10 protein-coding genes are annotated in these 15700 nt (G+C 61.0%); 1 reads left to right on the top strand and 9 read right to left on the bottom strand.

Going from position 1 to position 15700, the window contains the following annotated elements:
* Nucleotides 1-20 precede the first annotated feature (20 nt).
* The gene (locus ACN0SO_RS10075) at nt 21-911 is read right to left on the bottom strand and encodes a 50S ribosomal protein L11 methyltransferase (protein WP_417677152.1); all 891 of its coding nucleotides are present in this window, start codon (nt 909-911) and stop codon (nt 21-23) included.
* Between the two features lie 275 nt (nt 912-1186).
* Here ACN0SO_RS10075 and ACN0SO_RS10070 point away from each other — a divergent pair, with 275 nt between their 5' ends.
* Complete coding sequence (locus ACN0SO_RS10070) at nt 1187-1774, top strand: tetratricopeptide repeat protein (RefSeq protein ID WP_417677150.1); 588 nt, start codon at nt 1187-1189, stop codon at nt 1772-1774.
* Between the two features lie 29 nt (nt 1775-1803).
* Here the strand turns inward: ACN0SO_RS10070 and ACN0SO_RS10065 are convergent, their stop codons facing one another.
* The 8 genes from ACN0SO_RS10065 to ftsZ form a co-directional block, all read right to left on the bottom strand.
* A complete protein-coding gene (locus ACN0SO_RS10065) occupies nt 1804-4221 on the bottom strand; it encodes an autotransporter outer membrane beta-barrel domain-containing protein (protein WP_417677148.1) in 2418 nt (805 codons plus the stop codon).
* 193 nt (nt 4222-4414) lie between these two features.
* Nucleotides 4415-6847: an ATP-dependent helicase gene (locus tag ACN0SO_RS10060; protein ID WP_417677146.1), complete on the bottom strand. Its 2433-nt coding sequence runs from the start codon at nt 6845-6847 to the stop codon at nt 4415-4417.
* A 147-nt stretch (nt 6848-6994) separates the two neighbouring features.
* Nucleotides 6995-7282 carry a GIY-YIG nuclease family protein gene (locus ACN0SO_RS10055; RefSeq protein ID WP_417677144.1) on the bottom strand — a complete coding sequence of 96 codons (288 nt, stop codon included), beginning with the start codon at nt 7280-7282 and terminating at the stop codon, nt 6995-6997.
* Between the two features lie 283 nt (nt 7283-7565).
* On the bottom strand, nt 7566-9725 hold the full coding sequence (gene ligA, locus ACN0SO_RS10050; protein WP_417677142.1) for an NAD-dependent DNA ligase LigA: 2160 nt from the start codon (nt 9723-9725) through the stop codon (nt 7566-7568).
* Between the two features lie 52 nt (nt 9726-9777).
* On the bottom strand, nt 9778-11448 hold the full coding sequence (gene recN / locus ACN0SO_RS10045; RefSeq protein WP_417677140.1) for a DNA repair protein RecN: 1671 nt from the start codon (nt 11446-11448) through the stop codon (nt 9778-9780).
* Between the two features lie 131 nt (nt 11449-11579).
* On the bottom strand, nt 11580-12431 hold the full coding sequence (locus tag ACN0SO_RS10040) for an outer membrane protein assembly factor BamD (protein ID WP_417677478.1): 852 nt from the start codon (nt 12429-12431) through the stop codon (nt 11580-11582).
* Between the two features lie 231 nt (nt 12432-12662).
* Nucleotides 12663-13604, bottom strand: a complete 942-nt coding sequence (gene lpxC / locus ACN0SO_RS10035) for a UDP-3-O-acyl-N-acetylglucosamine deacetylase (RefSeq protein ID WP_417677138.1) — start codon at nt 13602-13604, stop codon at nt 12663-12665.
* 256 nt (nt 13605-13860) lie between these two features.
* Nucleotides 13861-15624 carry a cell division protein FtsZ gene (ftsZ, locus tag ACN0SO_RS10030; RefSeq protein WP_417677136.1) on the bottom strand — a complete coding sequence of 588 codons (1764 nt, stop codon included), beginning with the start codon at nt 15622-15624 and terminating at the stop codon, nt 13861-13863.
* Nucleotides 15625-15700 lie beyond the last annotated feature (76 nt).

Below are 15700 nucleotides of genomic sequence, written 5' to 3'. Positions count from 1 at the left end.
TTTTCGGGAAAGTCGCCGTTTCAGGCGTCTTTTCGCCCACGCACCAGTGTCAATGTCAGCCAGCCGTCTTTCTGGCGCGACCGGACCAGGTGGAATCCCTGGCAGCGGTAGGCGAACAGGATGCGGGGCCCGTCCTCGATCCTCAGTCCCGACAGCACAAGGGTCGACGTCGCTGCACAGTGGGCCCCGATGGATTTGGCCATCTGCATCAGCGGACGCGCCAGAATATTGGCGATGACCAGGTCGAATGGCCCGTATTCGCCGAAACGCCGGTCTTCCATGCCATTGGCGGTAAAGGTCTTCACCAGCGGCCCGACACCGTTCAGGCGGGCGTTTTCCGCCGCCGTCCTGGTGGCAATCGGATCGATGTCCGTGGCAAGCACGGGCCGGCGCACCAGATGAGCCGCAGCAATGGCCAGCACCCCGGTTCCCGTCCCCAGATCCAGAATACTGTCATAGGAACGCATGGCCAGAAGCCGGTCGAGTTCATCCAGACAACCGGCCGTGGTGCCGTGGTGGCCGGTTCCGAAGGCAAGCGCCGCCTCGATCTCCAGGCCGATCGCTGCCGGCGGGACCTTGTCCCTGTCATGGGAACCATGCACCACGAAACGGCCCGCCCGGACCGGCGCCAGTCCCTCCAGGCTCTTTTCCACCCAGTTGATGTCCGGCAGCTCTTCCGCGTCCAGAGGGGCGGCGAAGGCGTCTGCGCCCACCCGGTCGCGGACCAGGGCTTCCGCCTCGTCCGGTTCCATGTCGAAAAGCAGGATTTCCGCCGACCAGGTCTTCCCGTCGGCCGACGCTTCGTAGATGGAAACCGGATTGCCATCGTCCTCGAAAGCCCGCTCCAGCACATCGGCAATACGCTTGGCTTCCGTCTCGCCGGCCGTGATCCGGACCCTGATCGTCTTCATGACGCACCCCTTGTCGCGCTCGCCGCGCCGCTTCGCATGTCAAACTGAAGCCGGGGTATAACGGGGGACGGCGGCAATCGCCAGTTCAAACCGCTGCCGTGCTATTCCTGAAGTTCGAGAGAACCCGATAACCTTCCAAAGGTTATGAGAGGCGGCAAGACGATCCCGATAACAATCGGGTGACAGAAGATCGACCGAGTCTGGAGGTCAATTGCATTCGCCCTAACTCTCAGGACAGGCAGACTTGGATCGGCCGCCTTTCGGGAGGATAGGGAATGGCACAAGAGAGTTTCAGTCACGACCCGACATCAATGCGCCGGATCCGGACCGGCCTCATCGGCTTCGTCGCATTTGCTTTCCTCGCTCTTCTGTCGTCAGCCGGAACCAGCCTTGCCTCGGAGGAAAAGGACGCCCTTTTCACCGCTCTGAAGTCGGCGAAGACCGAACAGGAAGCACGTCTGGTCGAGGACCAGATCTGGTGGTTCTGGCTCGGCGAGGCTCCGGACACGGAAACCCGCCATCTCGTCGATGAAGCCATGCGCAAGCGCGACAGCTACGATTTCGAGGGCGCCCGCCTTCTGCTCAACGACGCCGTCAAGCGCGCGCCCGATTACGCGGAAGTCTGGAACCAGCGGGCCTTCATCCTGTTCCTGCAGGACAAACTCGATGAGGCCCTGGAGGATGCCGACCGGGCGCTGGAACTGGAACCGCGCCATTTCGGCGCCCTTTCCGGGAAAGCGCATATCCTGATGCGTCAGGGACGGATCGCACTCGGACAAAAGGCCCTGCGCCAGGCGATCGAGATCTACCCCTTCATCAAGGAAAGGCACATGCTGATCGAGCCGAAGGGCAAGGAGCTCTAGGGACCGGACCCGCCACATTGCATTTCCGGTTAGAAATACAGCGTGAAATGCCCCCCGGCACCAATCTCGTGCCCATGGGGGCTCATGCTGCCGGCAAGGCCGACCCGCCATGCTGCCCTTTCAGAGAGTGCGCCCATGACACCGAAGCCGCCAGTCAAAGTATGAGGTCCGCGGTTCTGGCCCGACTGGGTGAAAGTTCCGAACAGGCTATTGGTCACGGTGACGTCATGGCTGGAATCGGACGCAGCACTCCAGTCATGGTCATAGCGGAGAAATCCACCAAGCTGCGCCTTGCTCCGCTCCACATTGACGATATCGGCCGTCCAGTCCAGGCCGACGCCGGTGACGATCGCCTCGGCCGTCGCGGCATGGACGTCATAGGAAAAGTCGCCCCCACCGGTTTCCTTGGCCTCCCCCTGCCAGATGCGGGAATAGGAGGCTGAGACGAATGGCGTGACCGAGAGGATTTCCGTTACCGAAGCGGCGTAACCGAACTTGCCGGCCACGAATGCCGAATGAGAATTGAAATCTGACTCGGCGCGCCCGCCCGTGAACAGGCCGACGTCCGGATTGTTACGCATCCCGGAGTTGGCGCTGTAGGCATATCCGCCCGACAGGGCGAGACGCCAGTCGCCGGGCAGCAGCGTCAGATAGGCACCGCCATAACCGGTGTGAGCAGAGAAGGATTGATCGACGTTGTCGTGCTCGCTCATCTGATGAAAACCGTATCCGGCGAAGACACCGGCCGATCCGGCTTCGGAGGCAAGGACGTCGGCTCCGACGATCAGATTGACGAGCGAATAGCCGAAGGTGCCGAGCCCATCCTGACCTTCGACATGGCCAAGCGTGCCGGAGCTGTCCATCCAGATCACCCGACCTTGGGAATCCCGCGTCGTTTTTGCCCTGTCCAGAACGTCGTGACCGCCGGAGATGCGGCTCATGACGGTGGACGCAACCTGATCCACCTGCTCCAGGGCAACGGTCAGATTGGAGGAGTAGGGTTCAGCATGAACAGTGTTCAGCTGAAGGAGCTGCGAATTCGTCAGGGATAGCCAGGCAGTGCTGAGCGTGCTTCCATTCGTAACCAACTGGCTTCCGCCGCCACTGCCGCCGGATATGCCATTGACCGTCGACCCCGTATGGGTGGCGGATATGGCCGATGTGAGCTTTGCAACCGGGCTGGATAACGTCACTTTCTTACCCGATGACAGTGTCAGGATCTTGGATGGCAGATGCGTCCCCACGGCCGAATTGTCGGTGAACTGCACCTCGACCTTTCCCGCAGCTGTCGGACTGGCCACAAGGCTCGCACTCAAATGCGCATTCAGCGAAGCGCCCTCCACGAGCGTGACACCGTCGCTGTCGATACTGGCCGCATCCAGCACCACATAAGTTGCCCCAACGAAATCCGTGATTTCACCTGCCCCGGTAGCGGCATAACCGCTGTCCTTCTCCAGGGTAACCGTCAGGTTGTTGAGTCCTCCGATCGAGCCTGAAACATCAAGAAGGTCGGCATTTTGAGAGGCCAGGGGATTAAGTTCCGACACAAGGTCCGTCGCCCCCTGAAAGGACAAATCCCCATTGATCGCGAGCGTTCCGATCGAGTTCCCAGGCGCAAAGACAGATCCTGAAGCGGTTAGGAAATTAGCGTCGGCGGCCCCCGACATCCCCCGGATCGTTCCGTTTCCGGAAAGCGTCCCATCAAGCCTGAAATAGGTGGCGTCGATAGTGGTGTTGTCCAGTCTGAGCGTGGAACCGTCTCGGACGCCGACAGTCGCCGCACCGATTATGCTGCTGTCCTTGAGCGTTAAGTCCGTCACAAAGTCCCGCTCATGTTTGTCGATATTGTATGCCCCGATTGCCACCAGCTCCGGATAGGTGATCGCAAAATTCTCGTAGGTTCTGGGCGTGGTGCTGGCGATGTAAATGTAAGGATTCTCGAAAGCGGACGAAGAGGTGGATGAAGCCTCGATGGAGCGGTTCTGACCAATATTCACGTCAACGAGGTTCACGCGGGTCGCCGCCATCTGACTCGTACCGGAGAGAGGAACGAATTCCAGAAACGGTGTATTGGCGGTAGCCGCCCCTGTTACGGATACGTTGGAAAACAGAATGTTGTTGATGTCGTCATCGGCCTGCGAGGAGGAGATTCCGTAGAAAAATTTCGTTGAGAAAACCAGATTCCCATCGGCAGATATCGTCCCGTTCGCCACGTTGATATCGTGGGTAGACGTGACACAAACCTTGGTGGTGGAAGTAAGGCTTCCAGGCGGGATATTGGTCGGACTGGCCCCGTAGAGGATGTAGGTTCCCACACCCGCCGCAGGGCATGTTGAAGCCTCGGCGGAAGACCCAAGATACAGGTCCCAGGAGAAGACAGCCAGCACACACAGGATACTGTCGGACTTCTTTAAAACCCGCGCGCTCGGCTCACCCCCGCCTTGCATTCCACACCTCCCGATTTATGGCGTCCGCACGCTCAAATATGAGCGCCGAACTCCATATCAATTCGGGAGTTCTCGCGACAAGGACTCTTTCTCCCGCAGCGGAATGCTTGCGTTTTACGGTTAAAAAAAGTTTAAAGAAGGGATCGATAAAGAAATTATCAAGTCATAATTCCCACAAAGACACTTCCATTATTCAATGGCGCTCGACAAAACTATCAATGACTTTTTTCACACCCGCCTTTTCGAAATCGATGGTCAGTTTGTTGCCCTCGATCGACTTGATCGCACCATAGCCAAACTTGATGTGGAACACGCGCTCGCCGAGGGAAAACTCCGATGGCGTGTCACTGACCGACTTGGCAACCAGTTCGCCCTCGATGGTGAGCGGCCCCTGACGCTTGGTGCGGGCGGAGCGGTAGTCGTTCCGGCTTTCGCCGAAACCGCCGCCGGATTGGGACGCCCGCTGCGCCCGCTTCCAGCCGGGCGTCGAATAGGAGCCTGACTGGAACGGGTCGCGATTGTCGAAGCGCGAGGCGCCGTAACCGCCGCCGCCATAGCCGCCGTAGCTGGACGAGGCTTCCGCGATCTCAACATGCTCCTCGGGCAATTCGTCAAGAAAGCGCGACGGTACCGTCGATTGCCACAGGCCGTGAATGCGCCGGTTGGAGGCGAAATAGATCTTGGCGCGTTTCTTCGCCCGGGTGATGCCGACATAGGCGAGCCGCCGCTCTTCCTCCAGCCCCGCCCGGCCACTCTCATCCAGAGACCGCTGATGCGGAAACAGGCCTTCCTCCCAGCCGGGCAGGAACACCGTGTCGAATTCCAGCCCCTTGGCCGAATGCAGCGTCATGATGGAGACGGCGTCATTGCTCTCCGCGCTGTCCCGGTCCATCACCAGCGACACGTGCTCCAGGAAGCCTTGCATGGATTCGAAGTCTTCCATGGAGCGGATGAGTTCCTTGAGGTTGTCGAGCCGGCCGGGCGCTTCCGCGGAACGATCCGCGCGCCACATCGCCGTATAACCGCTTTCGTCCAGGATGATTTCCGCCATTTCCGTGTGGGAAACCGCGTTGATCTGCGACCGCCACCGGTCCATGTCCCCAAGCAGGCTGCTGAGAGCATTGCGCGCCTTCGGTCGAAGCTCCTCCGTCTGGCACAGCTGGCTGGCCGCCTGCATCAGCGGGATGCGTCCGGCACGCGCCAGTTCATGCACCAGCTTAAGTGTCGCTTCGCCGAGGCCGCGCTTCGGGGTATTGACGATGCGCTCGAAGGCCAGATCGTCCGCCGGCTGCACCACGCAGCGGAAATAGGCCATGGCATCGCGGATTTCCATGCGCTCGTAGAAGCGCGGACCGCCGATGACGCGGTAGTTCAGACCCAGCGTGACGAAGCGGTCTTCGAACTCGCGCATCTGAAACGACGCCCGCACCAGAATGGCGATATCGTTGAGCGCATGCCCCTTGGCCTGCAACGCCTCGATCTCGTCACCGATGGACCGGGCCTCTTCTTCGGAATCCCAGACGGATGCGACCGTCACCAGATCGTGGTCCGGCTCGTGGAAGTCGGTGAACAGCGTCTTGCCGAGCCGGCCTTCGTTGTGGGCGATCAGGTGCGAGGCAGCCGCCAGGATATGGCTGGTGGAGCGGTAGTTCCGTTCCAGCCGGATCACGATCGCGCCTTTGAAATCGTGCTCGAAGCGCAGGATGTTGTCCACTTCCGCCCCGCGCCAGCCGTAGATCGACTGGTCGTCGTCGCCCACACAGCAGACGTTCGGATTGCCCTGGGCCAGCAGACGCAGCCACAGATACTGGGCGATGTTGGTGTCCTGATACTCGTCCACCAACATGTAGCGGAACCGGCGCTGATACTCCTTGAGGATATCCGGTTGGGTCTTGAACAGGGTGATCACATGCAGGAGCAGGTCGCCGAAGTCGCAGGCGTTCAGCACCGACAGACGGTCCTGGTATTCTTCGTAAAGCTTGCGGCCGTTCCCGTTGGCGAAGGCCCGCGCCTCGCCTTCCGGCACATCCTTGGGCGTCAGTGCCCGGTTTTTCCAGCCGTCGAGCATCGAAGCGAAGGCGCGTGCGGTCCAGCGCTTGTCGTCGAGGCCTTCGGCCTGAATGATCTGCTTGATCAGCCGGAGCTGGTCGTCCGTATCCAGAATGGAAAAGCCCGATTTCAGCCCGACCAGTTCCGCATGCCGGCGGAGGATCTTGACGCAGATCGAGTGGAACGTGCCGAGCCAGGCCATCCCCTCCACATTGCCGCCGATGAAGGACGCGATGCGCTCCTTCATCTCGCGCGCGGCCTTGTTGGTGAAGGTCACTGCCAGAATTTCCGACGGTCGTGCGGCCCCGGTCGCAAGGATATGCGCGATCCGGGTGGTCAGAACCCGAGTCTTTCCGGTTCCCGCCCCGGCGAGCACCAGAACCGGGCCGTTGATGGTCTCCACCGCCAGCCGCTGTTCCGGGTTCAGTCCGTCGAGATAATCGGGCGCCCGCCGCGCCGCCATGGCCCGCGCGGCAATCCCGCCACCGGAGCCTTTCTCGGCACGCGCAGGCGGCGCCGGATCGAAGCTCGGCTCGATCCGTTCCCAATCATCGGAATACCCGTTCGGGTCTGACATTACACACTTTCGCGAATCTGTGAGATCTCAAGAGAACAATATAGCAACGAACGGTCCAAGAGCGAGGCTTGAAGTGAGAGATTTTGCGGGAAAAGGTTGGAAGTCTAAAATCAATAGACATTGGCCTAGACGAAGCGAAGCGCCGTTTCAGCTATTCAGACTGTTGAGCAAGCCGGCCCACTCTGGATTTTGTTTTTCGATTAACTGGATTTTCCAGGGGCGATGCCAACGCTTCAAACGTTTTTCCATCGCAATCGCTTCGTCCACCCGCTCAAAAGTTTCGAAAAAGACCAGCCGAAAAACCTGGTGTTCCTTCGTAAAGCCACTCGCATCTCCAGACCGATGCTCCAACACCCTCCTCGCGAGCTCGTTGGTCACACCGACATATAACGTCCCGTGTTTACGGCTGGCCAAGATGTAGACGTAGTAGGGCATACACAATTCTCGATTGCGCAAACCAAATAAGCAAGCGTTACAAACGCCAATGCCGAGCCCGGAGTGACAGAAAATCGCGAGGATTGAAGCGCGTGCACCCCTCCTACCGTCACCCCGGGCGAAACGAAGTGCAGACCCGGGGCCTACTCATTCGCAGAGAGTCGACGAGTTGATCGGAACGGCAGGCAGCCTCGCAAAACATCCGTTGTTTCAGCAAGCGGAGTTGCGAGTAGGCCCCGGATCTCCGCTTCGCTCCGTCCGGGGTGACGGTAGGCAGGTTGCCTCACCCCCCAACCAGATCGAACCAGTCGTCCTCGGAAATCACCTCGACGTCCAGTTCCTGGGCCTTGGTCAGTTTCGAGCCCGCCCCCGGGCCGGCGACGACGAGGTCGGTCTTTTTCGACACCGAGCCGGAGACCTTGGCGCCGAAGCGTTCCGCCATGGCCTTGGCTTCGTCGCGGGTCATGCGTTCGAGCGATCCGGTAAACACGATGGTCTTGCCGGCAACCGGACTGTCGCCGGCATCGATCTTTTCCGCGTCCTTCGGGGTCACCTGTTCCAGGAGCGCGGTAAGCTGATCCCGGTTGTGGCTCTCGGCGAAGAATTCGGTCACCGCCTCGGCCACGATCGTGCCTATGCCATCAATGTCGTTCAGCTCCGCCCAGGCCTCGCTGTCATGATCATGCGCCTTTTGCATCGCCTCGTAGAACGCATCCCATGAGCCGTAATAACGCGCCAGAAGCTTGGCATTGCCTTCGCCCACATGGCGGATGCCGAGGGCGAAGATGAAGCGGTGCAGGTCGATCTCGCGCCTTGCGTTGATCGCCTCGAACAGGTTGCGCGCCGACACCGCGCCCCAGCCGTCCCGGTTCCTGAGCTTTGTCAGCGCCTGCCGGTCGCGCTCTTCCAGAGTGAAAATGTCGGCAGGCGCCTTTACCAGCCCGTCCGCGTAGAAGGCATCGACCTGCTTGTCGCCGAAGCCCTCGATGTCGAACGCGTTGCGCGAGACGAAATGCTTGAGCTTTTCCGTCGCCTGGGCCGGACAGATCAGCCCGCCGGTGCAGCGGCGCACCGCATCCTGGCGGCCTGTCTTCGGATGGATTTCGCGCACCGCATGGCTGCCGCATGCGGGACAGACGGTTGGATATTCATATGGCTCGGCGTCGGCGGGACGCTTGTCGAGATCCACATCGATCACCTGCGGGATCACGTCGCCGGCCCGCTGGATCTTCACCGTGTCGCCGATGCGCAGATCCTTGCCGCCGCGAAGCGGCTCGCCATCCTGTCCGATACCCTTGATGTAGTCCTCGTTGTGCAGCGTCGCGTTGGAAACGACCACACCGCCGACGGTCACCGGTTCCAGCTTGGCGACCGGCGTCAGCGCGCCGGTCCGCCCGACCTGGATTTCGATATCGTTCAGGATGGTGAAGGCCTGTTCGGCCGGGAACTTGTGGGCGATCGCCCAGCGGGGCGAGCGGGACACGTAGCCGAGCCGCTCCTGCAGATCCAGCCGGTCGACCTTGTAGACGACGCCGTCGATGTCATAGTCGAGCGTCGCCCGTTCTTCCTCGATCCCGTGATAGACGGCGATCAGCTCCTCGACGCTCTCGCAGCGCTGCATCTTCGGATTGATGGAAAATCCCCAGTCGCCGATGGCCTGGACCATCCCCATCTGGGTATCGGCCGGCAGTGCGGTCATCTCGCCCCAGGCATAGGCAAAAAAGCGCAGAGGCCGGGAAGCGGTGATGTCCGGATTGAGCTGGCGCAGGGATCCGGCCGCAGCGTTCCGCGGGTTCGCGAAAACCTTGCCGCCATTGGCGGCCATGCGCTCGTTGAGCGACTGGAAATCCGCATGGGCCATATAGACCTCGCCGCGGATCTCGGCCACCTCCGGCGCCTTGCCTTTCAGCACTTGCGGAATATCGGCGATGGTGCGGGCATTGGCGGTCACGTTTTCGCCGACCGTGCCGTCACCCCGTGTGGCCGCGCTCACCAGCTTGCCGCGTTCATAGCGCAGCGATAGCGACAGCCCGTCGATCTTGGGCTCGGCGGTTACGCCAAGCGCGCCCATCAACGGATCGAATTTCAGAAAGCGCCGGACACGGCCGACGAAGTCGCGCACATCCTCATCATCAAAGGCATTGTCCAGCGACAGCATCGGGATGCTGTGTGTGATCTTGCCGAACCCCGAGGTCGGCTCCACGCCGACACGCTGGGATGGGCTGTCTCCCCGGATCAGTTCCGGGAACCGGGCCTCGATCGCATTGTTGCGCTGACGCAGCGCGTCATACTCGGCATCGGAGACGGTGGGCGCATCTTCATCGAAGTAGTGCTTGTCATGCTCCGCGATTTCCGCCGCCAGGCGCTTCAGTTCGGCCTCCGCCTGTTCCAGCGTCAGCGCCTCCACGGCGATAGCGGCAGCGGAATCGGATTTTTCGGTCATTGTGGCCCCATTCACCCAAACAAACATCGCCGGCAGATATCGCCGGACGCGGTCAGCCGGCCGCTTCCGTGATCAGCTTGCCGGCCGCGGCGCGCGCTTCCTCGGTAATCACGCTGCCGGCCAGCATGCGGGCGATTTCCTCGCGCCGGTGGTCTTCGTCGATCCGGCGCACACGGGTCGCCACCCTTTCCGGATGGGCTTCTTCCTTGGCGATCAGGAAATGACCGGCGGCGCGTGCGGCCACCTGCGGCGCATGGGTGACCGTCAGCACCTGGACATTGGCGGCAAGCCGGGCAAGGCGGACACCGATCGCCTCGGCCACGGCACCGCCGACGCCCGTGTCGATTTCGTCGAACACCAGGGTCGGTGCCGATCCCTTGTCGGCAAGCGAAACCTTCAGCGCCAGCAGAAAGCGGGAAAGCTCTCCCCCGGAGGCCACCTTCATCATCGGACCGGGTTTCGTGCCCGGGTTGGTCTGAACGTAAAACTCCAGCTGGTCGAAACCGGTCCGCGACCGGTTCTCCGGATCGCTCGTCATTTCAACGATGAACCGGGCCCGTTCCAGTTTCAGCGCCGGCAGTTCCCCGCCCACGGCCTCTTCTAGCATCCGCGCCGACTTTTCCCGGGCCTTTGAAAGTGCCTTTGCCTTCTTGTCGTAGGCGTCGCGGGTCTTGACCGCTGCTTGCTTCAGCGTTGCCAGCTTGTCCTCGCCCGCATCCAGATCGGCCAGATCCTCGCTCATACGGGCGCAAAGACCGGCCAGTTCATCGACGGGAACCGCAAATTTGCGGGATGCCGCACGCAGGGCGAAAAGTCGTTCCTCGACACTCTCCAACTCGCGCGGATCGAAGTCGGTCTCGCGAACGGCCGTTTCCAGCCCGCTGCGGGCCTCTTCCAGATTGTCGAGCGCGTTGGCGAGCGCGGTCACCGGTCCTGTCAGAAGAGCCGGCGCCTGCTCCGTCTTGCGCTCCATGCGCCGCAGCAGGCTGGCCAGTTCCGGGATCGGCGACGCTGTGCCGTTGAGCGTCTCAAACGCCTCGTTCAGATCGCCGGCGATCTTCTCCACCTGCATCATGGTGGTCCGCCGGGCGGCGAGCTCTTCCTCTTCGCCGGCCTGCGGGGCAAGGGCGGTCAATTCACTGACCGCGCTCTTCAGGTAATCGGCTTCCTGACGCGCTGTCTCTATCCGCGCTTCATGATCCCGGACGGCTTTCTCGGCGGCTTTGAACGCCTTGTAAGCCTCGCCGATCGCCTCCACGTCATCGCTCAGGCCACCGAAGGAATCGATCAGAAGCCGGTGGCTGTCCGGATCGACCAGGGCCCGGTCGTCGTGCTGTCCGTGAATCTCGACGAGAAGTGTGCCGGCCTGGCGCATCAACCCGACGCTTACGGGCTGATCGTTGATGAAGGCACGCGTGCGGCCGTCCGCGGTCTGTATCCGCCTCAGGATGACATCGCCGTCATCCTCCACGTCGTTTTCCCGCAGAAGCGCACGAACCGCGTGATCTCCGGGCACATCGAAGACGGCCGTCACCTGACCCTGGGCCTCGCCATGGCGCACCAGATCCGCATCCCCTCGCCCGCCAATGGCGAGCGACAGGGCATCCAGCAGAATGGATTTGCCGGCCCCGGTTTCACCGGTCAGCACCGACATGCCCGCGGCGAAGTCGAGATCGAGACGGTCTATCAATACGATGTCGCGAATGGACAGCGTAACCAGCATGGACGGAAAGCTCCGAATCAAAACAGAGAACTTATACCTATCATGTCTGCGAATGGTATGAGCCGATCAGACCGGTTACAAGCGGCAAAACGAGTGCCGGTCGCATCGCCCCCGACACGCACTACCGCCGCTTAAAAGACGTTGATGCCCTTGAACGCCTTACTGATCCAGCTGCCGGAATCTTCAGACGGTTCGTAACCGCCCTTGGTCAGCAGCGAATAGGCGTCCTTGTACCACTGGCTGTCCGGGAAGTTGTGTCCCAGAACGGCCGCCGCAGTCTGTGCCTCGTTGACAACGCCAAGCGCGTAGTAGGATTCGGTCAGGCGGAACAGGGCTTCTTCGACATGACGCGTGGTCTGATAGTTGATCACCACGGTCTTGAACCGGTTGATGGCCGCGATGTAGTTGCGTTTCTTCAGATAGAAACGGCCAATCTGCATCTCCTTGCCGGCAAGCTGGTCCTGCGTGACCAGAAGTTTCTTTTCGGCATCGGCGGTGTATTCGGAATCGGGATAGCGCTGGATCAGTTCCCGGAACGCGGACATCGCCTTTTCCGTCATTTCCTGATCGCGGGTGATATCCGGCATCTGGCGGAAATAGCACTGGCCGATGATATAAAGCGCATAGGCGGCGTCGTTGCTGCCCGGATAAAGCGTCAGGAACCGCTTGGCCGCGGATATCGCCTCGGTGTACTTCCCTCTGGTGAAGTTCAGATAGGCAAGGTTGACCAGCGACTTCTTGGCGTATTCGGAATAGGGATAAAGCTTGTCGAGTTCCTCGAACTTGTCGCCGGCATCGCGCAGCTTGCCCTGCGCGCGCAAGGCAAGGCCCTCGTTGTAGAGAACCTCGGGCGGGGTATCGTTGAGGGCAAGGTCGTCGACGTCGTCCTTCGAAGTACAGGCACCAAGCGTCAGGGAAAGTCCGAGAACGGCGACATTCAGGAGTGCGGTGGTTCGATTGCCGAACCGTTTAACCGGACGCATGTCCTTAAGCTTCACCCTTGCACTCCTTCCCCGGGGACCCGCCCTGTCTGAATTCCAGGGTCCGGGCAGATCCGAAACGGTCATCTACATTGCTCGACGGGGGATGTTTAGCGGAAATAAAAGGTCGCCGTCACGCCCCAAGAGCGTCATGTGTCGCTTTTTTTAAGCTTTTTTGTGGCGGAGAGTAAATTTCAGCCGACTTACCGGCGTTGCGGACCAGGATTTCCCGGCTCAGGAGACGTCCGGACCGAACGCGGCGGCTGCGAGACCGGCGTTTTCCGCATGGCCGATTTCGCGGAACGCAGGCGCCTCGACGATCTCGTAAGCACTCTTGTCCTCGAACAGCTTGGCGAGAATCGCATTGTTCATCTTGTGCCCGCCCTTGTAGGAGCGGTAGAGGCCGAGGATCGGCAGTCCGGCAAGCGACAAATCGCCGACCGCGTCCAAGGCCTTGTGACGGGCAAATTCATCCGGCCAGCGGGTCCCTTCCGGATTGAGCACCTTGTCTTCGGCAATGGCCACCGAATTCTCAAGGGACGACCCGAGAGCAAAGCCCATCTTCCAGAGCTGCTCCACGTCCTTCACGTAACCGAAGGTGCGCGCACGGGACAGGTCTTCGCGGAACACCTGCGGGGTCAGGTCGGAAACGAATGTCTGGCGGCCGATCAACGGTGTGTCGAAATCGATGGTAATCTCGAAGCGCGTGCCGTCATAGGGCTTGAGTTCGCACCATGCACCGCCGTTATCGACCCGAACCGGCTTCTTGATTTTCAGGTAGCGGCGGCCGCGATCCAGATATTTCACGCCGACCTGGTCGATGGCGTCGACGAACGCGGCGCTCGAACCATCCATGATCGGCATTTCCGGACCGTCGATTTCAACGATCAGATTGTCGATCCCCATTCCGGACAGGGCCGCCATAAGGTGTTCGACGGTCGACAGGCCGTTGTCCGACGGGTCGCCGAGCACGGTTTGCAAGGCGGTTTGGGTCACCCGGTTCCAGAGCGCCGGCATTTCTGCCGCGTCATCCTTGTCCGTGCGTTGGAACACGATGCCTGTGCCCGCATCCGTTGGCAGGAGGGTGATACTTGCCGGTTTTCCGGAATGAACGCCAATGCCGGTAAGCGTTACCTGATCTGCAAGAGTCGTCTGGCGATCAATGTGGTTGGTCATTCTGCCCCGGCCTTTCGATTTCGCATCTGGAAACCAGCTCTAAATGCGCAAATGCACATTACGAACTGTTAACGATTGCGTCTTGGTCAGGAACATACTCGAGTCCCCCCCGGGACATGAAATAAAGCTTTATTACGGTTTGTAACGCAGCGCAGCATCGCAACGCCTTGAAATTAATCAATAAACTTTGACGTAACGGAAACAGCCCGGAGCGATGCTCCGGGCTGTCCACAGGGGAAGAAGATAAGGCTACGAATCAGTTCGACTGTCTGCGCAGGAAAGCCGGAATTTCCAGCTGTTCGTCATCCGCCGCAGACATCGGCTTGGGTGCTGCCCGTCCGGTCGTGTCGAGTTGGCCGGAAGCACCTTCCGAACTCTGACGCGGCGCGGGAGCTCTCGGAGCAGCCGGACGTGCGGCGGCGACCGGAGCGGGCTGCTGAACCTGCGGTTCCGCATGATGCTCGTGATAGCCCTCATCGTCCTCGTGCTCGTCCCGGCGACCCAGACCGCTGGCCAGACGGCGCAGCAGGCCCATGGGCCGGCGTTCCTCGTCATACTCGTCGTGATGCATGTCACGCGGAGCAGGAGCGGGAGCAGGTGCAGCGCGTTCCGCTGCCGCAGGCCTTGCTGCCGCAGGGGCCGCGGCCTGTCTGGCCTGGATTTCCCGCTGCGCGATCGGCGGGAAATCCTCGACCCGCGGCATACGCGGAGACGGGCTGTGCTGTTCGGCAACCGGCGGGATATACGGCTTGTTGACCGGCTCATCCGCTGCTGCGGCAACCGGTGCTTCCGCATCCAGGTCGACAGCCGGTGTCTTGTCCTGAAGCATCTCGGGAGCCGGACGGAACGGCTTGATCTCCACGTCAGGATCTGACGCGGCCGTCACGCTGGCGGTGTCCGGCAGCGCAAGTTCGCGCTCCAGGCTGGCAACGGCCTTCTTGGCCGCTTCGTCCAGAGAGGACTCCGTCCTTGCCGGTGCAGGAGCGGTCTCTACCTTCGGCTTGCTCGCCATGACCGGTGCGGCCATCTGATAGGGCAGGTCCTGCGCGCCCGCTTCCCGGTCGATTCCGGTTGCGACAACGGAAACCCGGATGATGCCGTCAAGGCTCTCGTCGAAGGTCGCCCCGAGGATGATATTGGCATCCGCATCCACTTCCTCGCGGATACGGGTTGCCGCTTCGTCCACCTCGAACAGCGTCAGATCGTTGCCGCCGGTGATGGAAATCAGCAGCCCCTTGGCCCCCTTCATGGAGGACTCGTCGAGCAGCGGGTTGGCGATTGCCGCCTCCGCCGCCTGCTGGGCGCGTTTCTCGCCGCTGGCCTCGCCGGTTCCCATCATCGCCTTGCCCATGCCGCGCATGACGGAGCGGACATCGGCGAAATCCAGGTTGATCAGGCCTTCCTTGACCATCAGGTCGGTGATGCAGGCAACACCGGAGTAAAGAACCTGGTCGGCCATGGCGAAAGCGTCGGCGAAGGTCGTCTGCGCATTCGCGATCCGGAACAGATTCTGGTTCGGAATGACGATCAGCGTATCGACGTTCTTCTGCAATTCCTCGATGCCGGAATCCGCAATGCGCATCCGTCGGGCACCTTCGAACTGAAACGGTTTGGTGACCACACCTACCGTCAGTATACCCTGCTCTCGGGCGGCCCGGGCGATGACCGGTGCGGCCCCCGTTCCGGTTCCGCCGCCCATGCCGGCAGTGATGAACACCATGTGCGATCCGCTCAGGTGGTCGTTGATCTCGTCGATCACTTCCTCGGCCGCCGCGCTACCCACTTCGGGCTGCGAACCGGCGCCAAGACCTTCCGTCACCGCAACGCCCATCTGGACGAGCCGTTCGGAATGGTTCATGGCAAGAGCCTGGGCATCCGTATTGGCCACGACGAAGTCGCAGCCCTGGAGTCCGGCAGTGATCATGTTATTGACGGCGTTTCCGCCCGCGCCGCCTACGCCGAAGACCGTAATTCTCGGCTTCAGCTCCTGAATGTCGGGCATCTTCAGGTTGATGGTCATAGTATCCTCGCGACCCACTGGGGCACCCGAAACGGGGGCTCCCTCTTCTTCCCTAATCTCGTCAGCCGTCACCGGC

Source organism: Roseibium sp. (assembly GCF_048260565.1).
Lineage (GTDB): Bacteria > Pseudomonadota > Alphaproteobacteria > Rhizobiales > Stappiaceae > Roseibium.
This window is presented reverse-complemented; position numbering and strand designations above follow the sequence as displayed.